Annotated in this window: 13 protein-coding genes; 8 read left to right on the forward strand and 5 right to left on the reverse strand. The window is 64.0% G+C overall.

Features of this window, described 5'->3' with window-relative positions:
• The first annotated feature begins 5 nt into the window (after positions 1–5).
• Positions 6–1,652, forward strand: coding sequence for a gamma-glutamyltransferase (locus H6851_19180; protein ID MCB9945734.1), 1,647 nt, complete (start codon positions 6–8; stop codon positions 1,650–1,652).
• Positions 1,649–2,608, forward strand: coding sequence for a DUF1835 domain-containing protein (locus H6851_19185; protein ID MCB9945735.1), 960 nt, complete (start codon positions 1,649–1,651; stop codon positions 2,606–2,608). The genes H6851_19180 and H6851_19185 overlap by 4 nt, the downstream gene beginning before the upstream one ends.
• Here H6851_19185 and H6851_19190 read toward each other — a convergent pair.
• From H6851_19190 to H6851_19205, 4 genes are all read right to left on the reverse strand, one after another.
• Entirely contained in the window at positions 2,602–3,531 is a 930-nt protein-coding gene (locus H6851_19190; protein MCB9945736.1) for a glyoxylate/hydroxypyruvate reductase A, read from the reverse strand. The two genes, H6851_19185 and H6851_19190, sit on opposite strands and share 7 nt — an antisense overlap.
• A gap of 67 nt (positions 3,532–3,598) precedes the next feature.
• On the reverse strand, positions 3,599–4,885 hold the full coding sequence (locus H6851_19195; GenBank protein MCB9945737.1) for a TRAP transporter large permease: 1,287 nt from the start codon (positions 4,883–4,885) through the stop codon (positions 3,599–3,601).
• A 1-nt stretch (position 4,886) separates the two neighbouring features.
• Positions 4,887–5,444, reverse strand: a complete 558-nt coding sequence (locus tag H6851_19200) for a TRAP transporter small permease (GenBank protein MCB9945738.1) — start codon at positions 5,442–5,444, stop codon at positions 4,887–4,889.
• Positions 5,445–5,564: 120 nt separating this feature from the next.
• Complete coding sequence (locus tag H6851_19205; protein MCB9945739.1) at positions 5,565–6,569, reverse strand: TRAP transporter substrate-binding protein; 1,005 nt, start codon at positions 6,567–6,569, stop codon at positions 5,565–5,567.
• Positions 6,570–6,654: 85 nt separating this feature from the next.
• Here H6851_19205 and H6851_19210 point away from each other — a divergent pair, with 85 nt between their 5' ends.
• Positions 6,655–7,356 (forward strand): SDR family NAD(P)-dependent oxidoreductase, encoded by a 702-nt coding sequence (locus H6851_19210; protein MCB9945740.1) that lies wholly within the window; start codon positions 6,655–6,657, stop codon positions 7,354–7,356.
• A gap of 93 nt (positions 7,357–7,449) precedes the next feature.
• Here the strand turns inward: H6851_19210 and argC are convergent, their stop codons facing one another.
• Positions 7,450–8,379, reverse strand: a complete 930-nt coding sequence (argC, locus tag H6851_19215) for an N-acetyl-gamma-glutamyl-phosphate reductase (protein MCB9945741.1) — start codon at positions 8,377–8,379, stop codon at positions 7,450–7,452.
• 215 nt (positions 8,380–8,594) lie between these two features.
• Here argC and H6851_19220 point away from each other — a divergent pair, with 215 nt between their 5' ends.
• The 5 genes from H6851_19220 to H6851_19240 all read left to right on the forward strand — a co-directional run bounded on the left by H6851_19220 (position 8,595) and on the right by H6851_19240 (position 15,687).
• Positions 8,595–9,320: a YrhK family protein gene (locus tag H6851_19220; protein MCB9945742.1), complete on the forward strand. Its 726-nt coding sequence runs from the start codon at positions 8,595–8,597 to the stop codon at positions 9,318–9,320.
• A 149-nt stretch (positions 9,321–9,469) separates the two neighbouring features.
• The gene (locus tag H6851_19225) at positions 9,470–11,524 is read left to right on the forward strand and encodes a hydantoinase/oxoprolinase family protein (protein MCB9945743.1); all 2,055 of its coding nucleotides are present in this window, start codon (positions 9,470–9,472) and stop codon (positions 11,522–11,524) included.
• A complete protein-coding gene (locus H6851_19230) occupies positions 11,521–13,161 on the forward strand; it encodes a hydantoinase B/oxoprolinase family protein (protein MCB9945744.1) in 1,641 nt (546 codons plus the stop codon). The genes H6851_19225 and H6851_19230 overlap by 4 nt, the downstream gene beginning before the upstream one ends.
• 91 nt (positions 13,162–13,252) lie before the next feature.
• Positions 13,253–14,728 (forward strand): peptide ABC transporter substrate-binding protein, encoded by a 1,476-nt coding sequence (locus tag H6851_19235; protein ID MCB9945745.1) that lies wholly within the window; start codon positions 13,253–13,255, stop codon positions 14,726–14,728.
• 5 nt (positions 14,729–14,733) lie between these two features.
• Positions 14,734–15,687, forward strand: a complete 954-nt coding sequence (locus H6851_19240; protein MCB9945746.1) for an ABC transporter permease — start codon at positions 14,734–14,736, stop codon at positions 15,685–15,687.

A 15,687-nucleotide genomic window follows, 5' to 3' on the forward strand; every position in this document is an offset into this window, starting at 1 on the left:
CAAGGATGGTCCTAGTCTGGCGATATTCGGGAGAGAGGGGAAACATGAATCGCGATGTCCAGCACTGGCAGGTCAAAAAATCGGCCGTAACATCGCCGCAAGGCGTCGTGGCGGCCCAGCACGAGCTTGCCGCCCGCGCCGGTGCGGCGATGCTCGATGCCGGCGGCAATGCCATGGATGCGGCCGTGGCCGCCGCCTTTGCCCTGGCTGCGGTGGAACCGTGGATGTGCGGGCTTGGCGGCAGCGGCTACATGGTCGCATGGTCGGCCGCCAGCCGGCGGGCGGATGTCATCGACTTCCAGGGAATGCTGCCAGGGGACATCCGTCTCGACGACTATCCCGTTGACCCGGGCATACCCGAAACGATCATGGGCTTTCCGGGGGTCGTCGACCGGCGCAATGTCGTCGGGCCGCTGTCGATCACCGTGCCGGGTGCGGTCATGGGCCTGTCGCGCGGACTCGAGCGCTTCGGGCGCCTCGGGCTCGATTCCGTGCTGGGTCCGGCCATCCAGCTCGCCCGGCGCGGGCTGCCCTGCAACTGGTTCACGACCCTGCAGGTCGCGCTCGCCGCCGGCGATCTCGCCCGGGACCCGGAAGCCAGCCGCATCTATCTGCCGGGCGGCATGCCGCCGGCACCCGAACAGTTCCTGCCCCTGGGCCGGCTCGCGGACACGCTGGAACGGCTGGCCGCCGACGGGCCGCAAGCGTTCTACAGCGGATCGCTCGGCGAGGCGCTGGTCGCCGACCTGTCCGAGCGCGGCAGCCGGATCACGCTGGAAGATCTGGCCGCCTACGAACTGCTCGAACATGATTCGCCGGAGGGCCGGCATCGTGGAGCGATCCTGCACACCGCCGGCCCGACCAGTGGCGGACCGCGACTGATCGAGACGCTTGCCGAGGTGGCTCGGGAAATGCCGCAGCCGGGAACGGGACCGGACGGCGAAAGCTGGACCATCTACGCGCGGGCTCTCGACAAGGCATGGCGCAGCCACAAGGCGAGACTGGGCCGGGGTCCGGACCGGCAGGGATGCACCAGCTCTCTCTCGGCGGTCGATGCCGAGGGCAACATGGTCGCACTCACCTACACCCTGCTCAACCGTTTCGGCTCCTGCGTGGTCCTGCCGAGGACCGGCATCCTGATGAACAACGCGGTTTCCTATTTCGACATGCGTCCGGGCTATCCGACGACCATGGAGGGACGCAAGCGCATCAATGCGTCGAACATCTGTCCGACGATTGCCACAAGGAACGGCGAGGCACTGTTCGCCATCGGTGCATCGGGGGCCAATCACATCCAGCCCTGCGTCACCCAGATCGCGGCACTGATGCTCGATTTCGGAATGAGCCTCGAAGAGGCCTTCAACCATCCGCGCATCGACGCCTCGGACCGGGGCTCGATCCGCGTCGACCCGCGCATGGGCGAGGCGGTGCTCGGCGAGCTTGGCCGCCATTTCGAGCTGGAAGTCGCGCAATTGCTCGTGTTTCCCAAGCTGTACGCCTGCCCGTCGGGTGTCTCCCGCGATCCGGCAAGCGGAACATGCCATGGCATCAATGACCCGTCGCAACCCATCGGGGGTGCGGCCGCCCCCGCCCCGTTCATCCTCGATCCCGGCGACCCGGCAGGCGGAAGCGCGAGAGGTGCGAGGGCGTGACCTCGCGTGTCGTCCATGTCCGTTGCGGCAGTGACATCCGCGCGAAACTGCAACAGGCGGGACTGGACGGGCGGTTCGTCGAGTTTTCCGACCCCTTGTGCGACGGCCCGGTTCCTGCGCTCGACCGGGCCGCATATATCGACACGCGCACCGGCCATCTGGCACCGGCCTACGGGCTCGCCCCGAATCTGGTGCGGAGGAAGCTGGAGGATGAATATCAGGCGATAGATGATATTTCCCAAGACGAGCATGTCATCATCTGGTGCGAACACGATCCCTATGACCAGCTCGTCCTTGCTCGCCTGTTGGCAGCTTTTGCCGGTCGTGAACAAGTGCCGCGACTGGAACTGATTGCCATCAACAGGTTTCCCGGCATCGAGCCATTCTTCGGTCTTGGCCAGCTTTCACCCGAACACCTTCGTCGATTGTGGCGAGAACAGCGCCGCCCGGTGACCCCGGCCATGCTCGAACGCGGGCGGAGGGTCGATGCCGCCCTGTGTTCACCCGCCGCCGATGCCCTGCAGCGCGAGGCCGACACCAATACACCGGAACTGCCGTTGATGGCACCGGCACTGCGCCGGTACCTGCGCGAACTGCCGGACGCGGCCACGGGACTTGGCCTCACCCGTCAACTGACACTGGAACTGCTCGCCACGCACGGACCGATGACCGCAGGCCGCCTGTTCAAGAGGCTGCATGACGAGGCCGAGCCGATGCCCTTCCTCGGCGACCTGATGTACTGGCCGGTCCTGCACGAACTGGCCGCGGCATCATGCCCGCTCATCGACGTGGCGGACCGTGCGGCGCCCTGGCCGCAACGCGCCGTGGCAATCACGGAAACAGGCCGGGCCGTCCTCGCAGGCAAGCGGTCCTATGGCGAGCTGTGCACCGTTGTCCGCCATGTCGGCGGTGTCCGGATCGAACCCGGCGCGACGTGCCGCAGGGACGCTCAATAGCCCCGTTCGATATCGACCAGATCGGGTACCGGCTCGCCACGCATGAAACGGCGAATGTTGTCGGCAATCGCCTTGCCACCCGATACGGGGTCGATGAGCGAGGCCACGTGCGGGGTCACCAGCACGTCGGGATGGTCCCAGAACGGGTGATCATGCGGCAGGGGCTCGTCGTGGAAGACATCGAGCGCGACCGCGCGGATCTGGCCCGAGGCCAGCGCGTCGAGCAGGTCCCGCTCGACGAGATGTTCGCCCCGAGCCACATTGATGATGCAGGCACCTTTCGGCAGTCTGGCAAACAGTGACGCATCGAGAATGCCCCTTGTCGCCTCGGTGAGCGGCAGCAGGCAGACGAGGATTTCCGTCCGGGCGAGAAATTCATCGAACCGGTCATTCCCGGCAAAGCATTCCACACCCTCGATGTCGTGATCGCGACGGGCCCAGCCCGCGACGTCGAAGCCCAGCATCGACAGGCTGCGGGCACAGTCCGCCCCCAGATTGCCGAGCCCCATCACGCCCACCTTGCGCTCGTAGGCCGGCGGATTGACCAGTTGCAGCCATTCGCGCCTGCCCTGTGCCGCCTCGATCTCCGGCAACCGCCTGTGCAACCGCAGGACATGCAGGCAGACATATTCACGCATCCGCTGCGTCAAATCGAAACCCGTCGTGCGGATCAGCGGCAGGTGCCGTGGCAATTCGGGATCGACCAGTACGTGGTCAATTCCCGCACCCATGGAGACGATCACCTCAAGATTGGGAAAACGCTTCAACCCGCCCGCGGGTGGCTTCCAGACCACCGCCTGCCGCACGTCCGCGACGTCGTACGGCTCGTCCCACAGGCGCACATCGAGTTCCGGCAGCAGCCCCTGAAGGTGTTCCTTCCACCATTGCGCACGCGCCGGGCCGACATGTACGACGAGCGTCATCCTCCACTTCTCCCTGTTTTCGATGATAGCCACCGATCCCCGACGGGCATCGATCCGGCATGGGCGATCATTCCGGTCCCAGCACGAGGTTGGGCAGCCACAATGTCAGCCCGGGAATGTAGGTCAGCGCGATCCACACACCCAGAAGCGGGATCATGAACGGCAGGCAGGCCATCGTCACCTTCTCGAACGGCACCTTGCCGACTTCCACCATGATGTAGAGACCGATGCCCATCGGCGGTGTCACGATACCGATGAGCAAACCCAACTGGAGAATGATGCCCAGATGCACACGGTCGATCCCGTAGGCATCCGTGACCGGCAGCAGCATCGGCACGAGGATCAGCTTGGCCGGCACACCCTCGACCACGCAACCGATCAGCAGGACGAAGACCATCAGCAGCAGCAGGAAGACGTTACGGTTGTCGGTGATGGCAAAGAGCGCGTCACCCAGCGCCTGCGGAACCTGCTGGATGGCCAGCAGCCAGCCCATGGCGATGGAAAAGCCGATGATGATCATGATCACGGTGGTCATGCTCATGGTATCGCTCAGCGCCGCCCAGAACTTGCCGAAGGTCAGCGTGCGGTAGATCAGCCCGAGCACGATCGAATAGAGGCAGGCCAGTACCCCCGCCTCGGTGGCGGTGACGAAGCCGAACAGGATCGAGCCCAGGATGATCGCCGGTGCGACCAGGGCGAGGAAGCCGTCGAGTGCATGGGCGCGAACTTCAGCGAATGTCGCCTTCGGCTGCGTGGGGAAATTCTCCCTGATGGCAAGAAAGCGGTTGAACGCCATCAGCGACAGGCCGACCAGCACGCCGGGCACGAGCCCGGCAAGGAACATGCGCTCCACCGACTGCTGGGCGAGGAAGGCGTAGATGACAAGGCCGATGGAGGGCGGAATCAGCGGACCCACCACCGACGAGCAGACGGTGATCGCCGCCGAGAAATCGGCGCGATAGCCACGCTCCTTCATGGCCTTGATCTCGATGGTACCAAGCCCGGCCGCATCGGCCACCGCCGCTCCCGACACACCGGCGAAGATCATCGAGGAGAGGACATTGACCTGTGCCAGCCCTGCCTTGAAGTGGCCGACCAGCGAACTGGCGAAGGCGAAGATGCGGTCGGTCATGCCGACCACGTTCATGAGGTTGCCGGCCATGATGAAGAAGGGAACCGCCGCCAGCGATGCCTTGTTCACCCCGTCGAGGATCTGCTGCGGGATGATGTAGAGATCGCCGCTGAATTCCGAGGCGCTGAACGCCGCGACCACGGCGGCACCGATGGCGATGGAGATCGGCACCCGGATGAGGATGAGAAGGATGAAGCCGACGAACAGCAGGATGGCCGTCATGTCATTCATCCCCCACATGATGCTCGGCCACCGGCTCGGGCCAGCCGAGTTTCGCCTTGAGCAGGTCGACAATGCCATTGACGAAGATCAGCAGGCACGAGGCGGCAAGCGGTATCGTGAGCGTGTAGCGCTGGAGTTCACCTCCCCACGGCGTGATGACCCCGTCGATCCCGCCGACCTGAGAGCGCAGCACCCTGGGCATCTGGTAGAGGATGGTGCCGATCACCAGCAACACGATCAGGGCCACCAGCCAGCGGCTTGCCGCCATCGCCACCGGGCCGAGCCGCCGCATCAGGAAATCGACGGCAATGTCCTTGTGCCTCCGGCAGATGACGAAGAAACCGAAGAAGCTCATCCACACGAACACCTGCATGGACCACGGCCACAACCAGTAGAAGGAGATGTTGAACGGCCGCAGGACGATGGTGGCCGCGGTCGCCACCAGCATCGCCAGCAGGCAGAGATTGGCGATGATTGCGAAGAGGTCGCTCAACCGTTCGAGCAGGGTGTCGGCCACGCTGACGAACCTTGCCAGCGGACCCGTCGTTATAGGTTCCAAGGAGGTCGTCCCCGATCCCGTCCGCGGCCCCATGGCCACGGATACCGGATGATGATGGCTGCACGGAGCATGGCACGTCCCGCCCCGAAGGGCATGCCAGCCCATTCATGGCGGATGCGCTCAGGACTGGCGCACACTCTCCACCGCATCAAGGAAGCCCTCCGGCAACTCCCCCTTGCCATCGAGATCCTTGTAGAATCCCTTCATGCTGTCGATGAAGGGCTGCCGGTCGATCTCGAGATAGGTCACCCCCTCTTCGGCCATGCGCGCGAGCGACTCGTCGGCGGCACTGTTCATCACCTCGAAGCTGTAGTCGCCGGCCTGCCGGTACGCCTTGTCGATGGCTTCGCGCTGGGCATCCGACAAGGATTCATAGGCCTGCAGGTTCATCATGAAGCCGATGGCCTGGTAATATTCGTCATGACGGATGATGTGCGGCGCGACTTCCTGAAAGCGCATGCTCTCCACCAGTGCTATCGGGCTGTTGACCGCTTCGACGATGCCCTTGTCGATGGCCTGATAGACATCGGTCCAGGCGAGCGTCTTCACGTCCGCACCGAGATGGGTCCATGTGGCATGGGCAAGCTCGTCGGGATGCATGCGCAGCTTGATCCCCTGAATGTCGTCGAACGTCTGCACGTCGCGCTTGGAGACCATCACCCGGAAGGGACCGCGCAGGATGGCGGTCGGATCGCCGAGCAGCGTCACACCGGCCTTTTCCTGCGCCTCCTTGTACCAGCCCCTGACCAGATCCGTACCGCAGAACCGGACCCAGTGGTCGCGGTCATCGAACAGGAAGGCGGCGCTGACCCAGGAAATGTCCGGTACCCACTTGTCCATGAAGGTCGAACCCTCGGCGTACAACTGGACCGTTCCCATGCCCAGCTGTTCCATCACCGCGTCGGTCTTGCCCAGCTGCTCGTTGGGAAACACCTTGACCGTCAGCTCACCGTTCGAATGCTCGGCGACCGCATCGGCGAAATACTGGAAGACGACGCCTTCGGGACTGTCGGTCGGCATTTTCGATGCCATGCGCCAGCTCTCGGCAGCCGACGCCTTCCCTGCAGGCATCGCCGCCGTCACGGCAGCTGTCGCAGCAAGGGCGGAAAAACTGCGGCGATCCATTCCCGGCATGGTCTGCTCCCCCGTTGATCATTGCCAAACTGATTAGAAACCCTGATGTATTCCAGGTCAACATCGGGAGAGTATCATGCTCAAGAGTGAAGGCCGGGTGGTCATGGTCACCGGCGCCAGCCGCGGCATCGGCGCTGCCATCGCGCAAAGGCTGCACGATGCCGGCTACACCCTGAGCCTTGGCGCGCGCGATCCGGCCACCCTGCCGATCGGGGAGAGTGCGAGGGTCATGCACGGCCGGTTCGATGCCGTCGACAAGCCCAGCCACATGGCCTGGGTCGCGGCGACCGCGGAACGCTTCGGCCGTATCGATGCTCTCGTCAACAATGCCGGCATGGCGGGACGATTGAACATCGAGGAGGACGATGACGACCTCCTGGACGAGGTCTGGGCCGTCAATGTCAAGGCACCCCTGTCGATGATCCGCCTTTGCCTTCCCCATCTGCGCGCATGCGGTTCGGGACGAATCGTCAATGTTGCCTCGCTTTCCGGCAAGCGCGTACGCAACGACAATGTCGCCTACAGCATGAGCAAGTTCGCGGTGATGGCGCTCACCCACTCGGCCCGCCGCATCGCATGGGAAGACGGGGTGCGGGCCACCGCCCTGTGCCCGAGCTTCGTGGCAACCGACATGACCGCCGATGTCACCAAGGTCGGACGCGCGGAGATGATCGACGCGGCTGACCTCGCCGAACTCGCGGCGACGGTGATCGCCCTGCCCAATACGGCCAGCATCGCCGAACTGCTGGTCAACTGCCGGCTCGAAGATACCCTCTGACGAAAGTGGAACACGACCGGACCGCAACTTTCCCCGCTGGAACACGGCCCGCATTTTCAGGATGATGCCGACCGGCGGACGTCGTGCTCGCCGTTACAATCCGAGCATCAGCTCGATGTTCTGCACCGCCGCACCGGATGCTCCCTTGCCCAGATTGTCGAGGCGGGCGACCAGGACGGCCTGTCCCTGGCGATCATTGCCGAAGACGAACAGTTCGAGGCGATTGCTGTCGTTGAGCGCCTCGGGCTCGACCGAGACGGGCGTTTGCGATGCGGCAACCACGCTGACATGGCGGCTGCCGGCATAGTGTCTTTCCAGCACCGCGCGCAGGTCGTCCATGACCGGCTCGCCGTTCAGCGACGACAGGTGCAGCGGGATGGAGACCAGCATGCCCTGGCGATAATTGGCAACCGAAGGCACGAAGATCGGGCGCCTCTCCAGCCCGCAATAGCGCTGGAGTTCGGGGAGGTGCTTGTGTTCCAGCGTCAGCCCGTAGAGCTGGAAAGCGGGCGCCTTCCCGGCCTCGAAATTCTCGATCATCTGCCGGCCGCCGCCGCTGTAGCCGCTCACGGCATTGATGGTCAGCGCGAAATCCCGGGGCACGATCCCGGCATCCACCAGCGGGCGGACCAGCGCTATCGCTCCAGTAGGATAACATCCCGGATTGGAAACCTTGTGCGCCGTGGCAATCGCTTCCGCCTGCCCCCCCGTCATTTCGGCAAAGCCGAAAACCCAGCCTTCGGAGACCCGGTGCGCGGTCGAGGCATCGAGAACCTTCGGCCCGTTCCCGCCCAGTTCGTCGACAAGGGCCACCGTCTCGCGGGCCGCATCGTCGGGCAGGCACAGCACCACCAGGTCGACATCGGCCAGCAACGCCTTCTTCGCCTCCGCATCCTTGCGCCGGTCATGCTCGATCGAGCGCAGCTCGATGCCTTCCATGCCGGTCAGGCGCTCGCGGATGCCAAGCCCCGTCGTACCGGCCTCGCCGTCGATGAAGATACTCTTCGGGGGTCTGCTGTTCATGGGCTGGCTCGATGAAAAATTGGAAAGATCGGTGCCCGAAGACCTCTACCAGCCTGCCAATGACGCCACAATCGCCAATCCGCCGACGGCCCGTCGACTTGTCAGGCCCGGGACGCTTCCTCTATCCAGACCGGGAGGTCCCGGGGCCAGATGGTTTGTCGGGCCTCCATGCCGTTCATTTGCAAGTTTGCAAGCGGAAATGAAGCAGGATCGCCATGCCCCACATGTTCACCGACCGCGATCGCATGTTCGATCTGCTGGACAGCAATCCCGACCTGCGCGACCAGTTCCGCTGGGAGACGATCAACGCCATCCTCTACAAGGTCGGCGGATTGATGTTCATCGCCGGCAGCATCATGTTCTTTCCCGCCCTGGAGAAATACGCCGATCTGGGTGCATGGATCTTCTTCGCCGGCTCGCTGCTCTACCTGCTGGTGACCGGCCACGATCTCGTCGAAGTCATCACCTACAGGCATCGGCTCGACCGTCCACCGAAGATCTGGCGCCAGCTGGAAGCGATAGCGGCGGTCACCTACTTCACGGGAACCATCCTGTTCGCCATCGGCAGCGTGTTCTTCCTCTCATGGGTGTCCCTGTTCCGCCCCGGTGCATGGTGCTTTGTCATCGGCAGCCTGCTTTTCGTTGTCGGAGCAATCGTCAACGTCCTGCAGATCGTCACCGCGAAGGACATGACGACCTTGCAGCTGATGAACCTGACCGCGCTTGCCTTCGTCGCCGGATCGGTCCTGTTCACGGTCGCCTCGGTCCCCTACCTCTGGCAGTTTGCCAGCCATCAGGACGAACGCATGGTCGGGACCTTCCTCGCTTCCCAGTATGTCGCGGGAAGCGTCCTTTTCTGGCTCGGCGGCATTTTCAACTACTGGCGGGCCTGGCGGGCGATGAAACGGGCAACACGTCGCCTGCCCGGACCAGCGACGTGAAACACGCCCCAAAACCTGGCGATTTTCCCGTTCTTCCACCGGCAAAGTCGATGGAAAATCCCACAGAACACGAAAAACGACTTAATCAGACCTTGACCATGCGCCAGACACCGTGAAATCGTTCCAGTGTAATTGTGGGGAGGAACGGTTTGGCGAACTGGCGAATTGGTGTCGATTCAGGAGGCACGTTCACGGACGTCTGCCTGTTCGATGAAGATACCGGAGGGCTGAACGTCTGGAAGGTGCCGAGCACGCCCCAGGACCCGTCACAGGCCATTGCCGGCGGTGTCGAGCAGGGGCTCGAAGCTTTCGGCGGTGGCGACGTCCGCTACTTCGGCCACGGCACGACGGTGGCGACCAATGCCCTCATCATGGGGCGAACCGCCAGTACGGGATTGATCACCACGGACGGTTTTCGCGATCTGCTGGAAATCGCCCGCCAGAAACGTCCTTCGCTCTATGACCTTCAATGCGACAAGCCAGTGCCGCTGGTGCGCCGTTCGCTGCGCCTTGAAGTGCCGGAACGCCTGCGGCACGACGGTCGGGTCGAGACACCACTGGACGAGGAGGCCGTGCGGCGGGCGGCGCGAACGCTGAAGCAGGCCGGTGTCGAGGCCGTGGCCATCGCCTTCCTCTATTCCTTCGTCGATCCGGACCATGAGCGCCGGGCCCGGGCCATCGTCGAGGAGGTGTTCCCGGAGGCCTTCGTGTCGGCCAGCCACGAGATCGCTCCGGAATTCCGCGAATACGAGCGGCTTTCGACGGTCACGGTGAACGCCTCGCTGGGTCCGGTGATGAGCCTCTATATCCGTCGCCTCCAGCAGCGCGTCGAAGGGCTCGGCATCGAGAGTCCGCCGCACATCACCCAGAGCAATGGCGGCATCATCACCTTCGAGACCGCTGCCCTGGCGCCGGTCAAGACGGTATTGTCGGGGCCGGCCACCGGCGTCGTCGGCGCCATCGAGATCGGCCGCCTGTCCGGTTTCAACGACCTGATCACTTTCGACATGGGCGGAACATCAACGGATGTGGCGCTGATCGACCGTGGCCGCCCGAAGCTCTCCGGCGAAATGGTGGTCCACGGCCATCCGCTCAAGACGCCGATGCTCGACATCAACACGGTCGGCGCCGGCGGCGGGTCGATCGCCTACATCGACACCGGCGGATTGCTCAAGGTCGGACCGCGCAGCGCCGGGGCCGATCCGGGGCCGGTCTGTTACGGCCGCGGCAACGACGAACCCGCCGTCACCGATGCCAATGTCGCACTGGGTGTCCTCAATCCGACGCACCTGCTCGGCGGGCGCATGGAGATCGACCGGGGCCTCGCCGTCGATGCGATCGCGAAGCTTGGCGACCGGCTGGGCCTCGGGGCCATGGAGACAGCACAGGGCATCATCTCGATCGTCACAGCCAACATGGCCAAGGCCATCCGGGTCATCTCCGTCCAGCGCGGCTACGACCCGCGCGACTTCACGCTGATGGCCTTCGGCGGCGCCGGCCCCATCCACGCATCGCGGCTCGCGCGCGAACTCGAACTGCCGCGCATCATCGTGCCGCCCCATCCCGGTATCCTGTGCGCCATCGGCCTGCTGCTCACCGATCTGCAGACCAACTACGCCCGCACCCGGCTGGCTCCACTCGAAGCCTCGTCGCTTCCGCTCATCGAGGAGATCTTCGCCGATCTGTCCGCGCAAGCGCATGAATGGCTGGAACACGAGGGCATGGCCGAGGATGCGCGCAAGCTGCGACTGTCGGTCGACATGCGCTATGCCGGGCAGAACTACGAGCTGGACGTGCCCTTCCCGCAAGGTCCCGTCAGCGAGGAAACGCTCGATATCCTCAAGCAGGGCTTCGAGGCGGCGCATGAGCGCCTCTATGGCTACATCGCACCCGAGGAGCCCGTCCAGCTCGTCACCTTCCGCATCGAGGCCACCGGCATCGTCGAGAAGGCGCAGATCCGGCGGCACGAAAGGACGGCAACGCCCCTGCTCGACGCCCGCATCGGCCAGCGCGGTGTCTGGATGCCCGAAACGCGTGGCGAGGTCGAGTGTCCGCTCTACGACCGCACGAAGCTCGGTCCCGGCCATGTCATCGACGGACCGGCCATCGTCGAGCAGATGGACTCGACCACGCTGCTGCTGCCCGGCCAGCGGGCTGTCGTCGATCCCTACCTCAATCTCGTCATCGAGGAGGTTCCGGCATGAGCAGGACCGTCGATCCCATCACCGTCGAGGTCATCGGCAATGCCGTATCCTCCATCGTCGAGGAGATGGGGGAAACCCTGATACGCGCGTCGTACTCGACCAACATCAAGGAGCGACGCGACTGCTCCACCGCGCTCTTCGACGCGAAGGGACGCACGCTGGCGCAGGCCGAGCACATCCCCATCCACCTGGGTTCGTTCATCGGCGTCATCGACGCCATCCTCGAACGCACCGACCTCTCGACGGTGGAGGACGGCGACACCTTCGTCGGCAACGATGCCTATACCGGCGGCGGCACGCATCTCCCGGACATCGTCCTGGCGTCGCCTGTCTTCGTCGATGGCGAGATCGCGGCCTGGGCGGTCAACCTCGCGCATCATGCCGACTTCGTCGACCGCGCGCATGCGCACATCTTCCAGGAGGGTCTGCGCATCCCGCCGGTACGACTGTATCGCAAGGGCAAGCTGGTCGACGACATCATGTCGATGATCCTGCTCAACTGTCAGGTTCCGCGCGAAAGGCTGAACGATCTGCGCGCACAGATGGCCGCGAACCGTCTCGGCATCGAGCGCTTTCGCGCCCTTTGCGGCAAGTTCGGCAGGGAACTGGTGGCGGCGGCGGGCGAGGAACTGCTGGATTATGCCGAACGGCGCATGCGTGCAGGCATCGCCACCATTCCCGATGGGACCTATCACTTCGAGGACAGGTTCGACACCCATGATGTCGAGAACGAGCTTACGCTGAAGCTCACGCTCACCGTCAGGGGAAGCGATATCCATCTGGACTTTCGCGACAACCCCCCGCAGGTGCGCGCAGGGGTGAACATGGTGCGCACCGCACTGCTGGCCACCGTCTACTATGCCGTCAAGACGGTCGTCGATCCGGATATCCTGCCCAATGCCGGACTTTACCGGCCGATCCATGTCGAGGGCACGCCCGGCACCATCGTCCACGCCGCCGAACCCGCCGCCGTCGACGGGCGCATGCAGGCATCGGCACGCATCGTCGACCTTGTCCATGGCTGCCTCGCGCAGGCGGTGCCCGAGCGGGTCATCGCCGCCTGCAACGGCGCATGCATCGGCGCCTTCTTCTCTGGCATCAACCCGAAGACCGGCAGCTACTACGTCTACCTTGAGACCATCGGAGGCGGCTTCGGCGCACGGGCGACCAAGGACGGGCTGGATGGCGTGCACGTGCACACGACCAATACCAGCAATCTGCCCGTGGAAGGGCTGGAACCCGAATATCCGCTCATGGTCGAGCGCTACGAGCTGGTGGACGACTCCGGTGGCGTCGGACGATGGCGCGGCGGCATGGGCATGCGGCGCAAGGTCCGGATCGAACATGACGACTGCACGGTCGCCGTTCACCATTCGCGCGGCCTGTCCTCGCCCTGGGGCCTCGACGGCGGCGGCGAAGGCGGGCGTTTCTCGGTACGCACGGCCGGCAGGGGCGGCCCGCTGGTCAGGGGCGACGGCATCTTCCAACATGGCGCCACGGTGGAAGTGGTGACCCCCGGTTCGGGCGGCTACGGCAATCCGGAGCTGCGCGATCCGGAGCTCGTCCGGCGCGATCTGGCCGACGGCAAGATCTCGGCGAAAACCGCACAGGATGTCTATGGAATGACGGGAGGCTGACATGAAGAAGTTCGACAGGCGTCTACCGATCGAGCGCCGCACCCTGCTCAAGGGCGGTGTCGTGCTGGGTGCGGGACTGGTAACCGGGCCGATGCTTTCCGGGCATGCCATGGCCGGCGAGCCCGGCCTTCTGCGTTTCGGCCTTTCCTCCTATCCCCCCTCGCTCGATCCCTGGGCCAATGCCGGCACCGCGGCAGCGACCGTAAAGCTACAGATCCACCGTGGTCTGCTCAGCTATGACGACAAGGCCGATCTCCGGCCGGAACTGGCCGAAAGCTGGGAAGCCGAGAACGGCAGCACCTATGTGTTCAAGCTGCGCCAGAACGCCACGTTCCACGACGGAACGCCGGTGACCTCGGCCGACGTCAAGGCCAGCTACGAAGCGATCATGGCCGAGGATTCGACCGCCTATCTGCGCAGCGCCTTCGGGATCATCGACTCCATCGAGACACCCGACGATCACACCGTCCGCATCCATCTCGGGCAGGATTCCGCACCCTTCATCTATCTTACCGCCAGCTTCATGGCGCATGTGATCCCCGCCGGCAGCATCGGCGGCGACCGCGAGGACGTGATCGGTTGCGGCCCCTACCGGATCGCTTCGGTCGAACGCGGCACCCGCATCGACATGGAAGCCTATGACGGTTTCTACAAGGACGGGCTGCCGAAGTCGCAGAAGCTCAGCTTCATCGCCTACAAGGACGAGAACCTGCGCGTCGCGGCCCTTGAGGCGGGTGACGTGGACATCATCGAGTACGTGCCCTGGCAGTCGATGGACTTCATCGCCCAGAACGACAACCTGGTGCTCGACAACACCGATGGTCCATTCATGTACCTGGTGTTCAACACGACGGAAGGGCCGCTCGCCGATCCGCGCGTGCGCGATGCCATCGGCTACGCCATCAAGCGCGAGGATGTCATGGCAGCGGCCTTCTTCGGGCGGGGCAATCCGCTCAACGGCATGCCCATTCCGGCAAGCTCGCCCTTCTTCAACGAAGAATATGCCAACCACTGGTCCTACGATCCCGAAAGGGCCAAGCAATTGCTGGCCGAAGCGGGTTATGCCGACGGTTTCGACTGCACTTTCCTGTCGACGGCGCAATATGGCATGCACAAGGACACGGCAGAGGTCTGCCAGCAGCACCTGGCCGCCGTCGGCATCCGGGCGAAGCTGAACCTGCCGGACTGGGCCACGCGCGTGGATCTTGGCAATCAGGGGCAATATGACATTGCGGTCATGGGGACGGCCGGGGATTTCAACGATCCGGACGCACTCGCCAACTTTGTCGACGGTCGCCGCGGACCGTCCTTCGTCCGCAGCCACAATTTCAACGACGACAAGATCAACGAACTGATCGATGCCGGCCAGAGGGAGCTCGACGAGGGCAAGCGCAAGGAGATCTACGACCAGTGGCAGGCGCGCTGCGTTGAACTTGTGCCCATCGTCGGCATCAACTGGCGGGCCCAGGGGTACGCCTTCCAGAAGAATGTTCAGGGTTTCACCAATATTCCCGGATTCCTGACGTTCTATTCCGGGGCGATCATCGAAACCGCCGAAAACACGTAGTCCTCATGTGGGGATATGCCCTCAAACGTACCTTGGTCGCCCTCATCCTGGTCTGGGTGGTGGCGACCATCGTGTTCTCGGTTCTCCACCTGATACCCGGCGATCCGGCTGTGCTTCTGTCTTCGAGCGGTGGCGTGCTGCCGCCGCCGGAGGCCGTCGAGGCGCTGCGCGAGAAGATGGGGCTCAACCGGCCGATTCTCGAACAGTATGGCAGCTATCTCGCCGGCTTGCTGCATGGCGATCTGGGGCGGTCCTTCACCGACGGTTATCCCATTGTCGAGGAAATCGCCACACGGTTGCCCCGTACCATCGAACTGATTCTCGCAGCGACACTCCTCGCCCTGCTGATCGGTATGCCGCTGGGCACCCTTGCCGCCACGCATCGGGGAAGCTGGACCGACCGGCTGCTGTCGTGGATGGCCGGACTTCAGCTCTCCATGCCGGTCTTTGTCATCGGCACCCTTCTCATCCTGCTGTTCGCCCAGACACTGAGATGGGTACCCGCGGGCGGTTATACCCCGTTCGGCGAAGACCCCGTCCGTCATCTTATCCATCTGTCCATGCCGGCTTTCACCATTGCGGTAGGTCTGTCAGCCGTCATCTTCCGCATGGTGCGGACTACCGTCATCGAGACGCTGGAGCGCGACTGGGTGCGCACGGCCCGCGCCAAGGGTCTGCCGCGCAAGGAGGTGCTCCGGCGCCATGTGGTGCGCAACGCGCTGGGACCGGTGGTCACCGTCGTCGGTCTCCATGTGGGGACACTCCTCGGCGGTACGGTTCTCGTGGAATACGTCTTCAACTGGCCCGGCCTGTCGGGCTTCCTGGTAAATGCCGTGGAACTCCGGGACTATCCCGCAGTGCAGAGCATCGTGCTGGTGATTTCATTCCTGTTCATCATGATTAATCTAGTTGTCGATCTTCTCTATTCGGTCCTCGATCCGCGTATCCGGCGGACCTGA

This window comes from Geminicoccaceae bacterium (genome assembly GCA_020638465.1).
Taxonomy (GTDB): Bacteria; Pseudomonadota; Alphaproteobacteria; order Geminicoccales; family Geminicoccaceae; genus JAGREO01.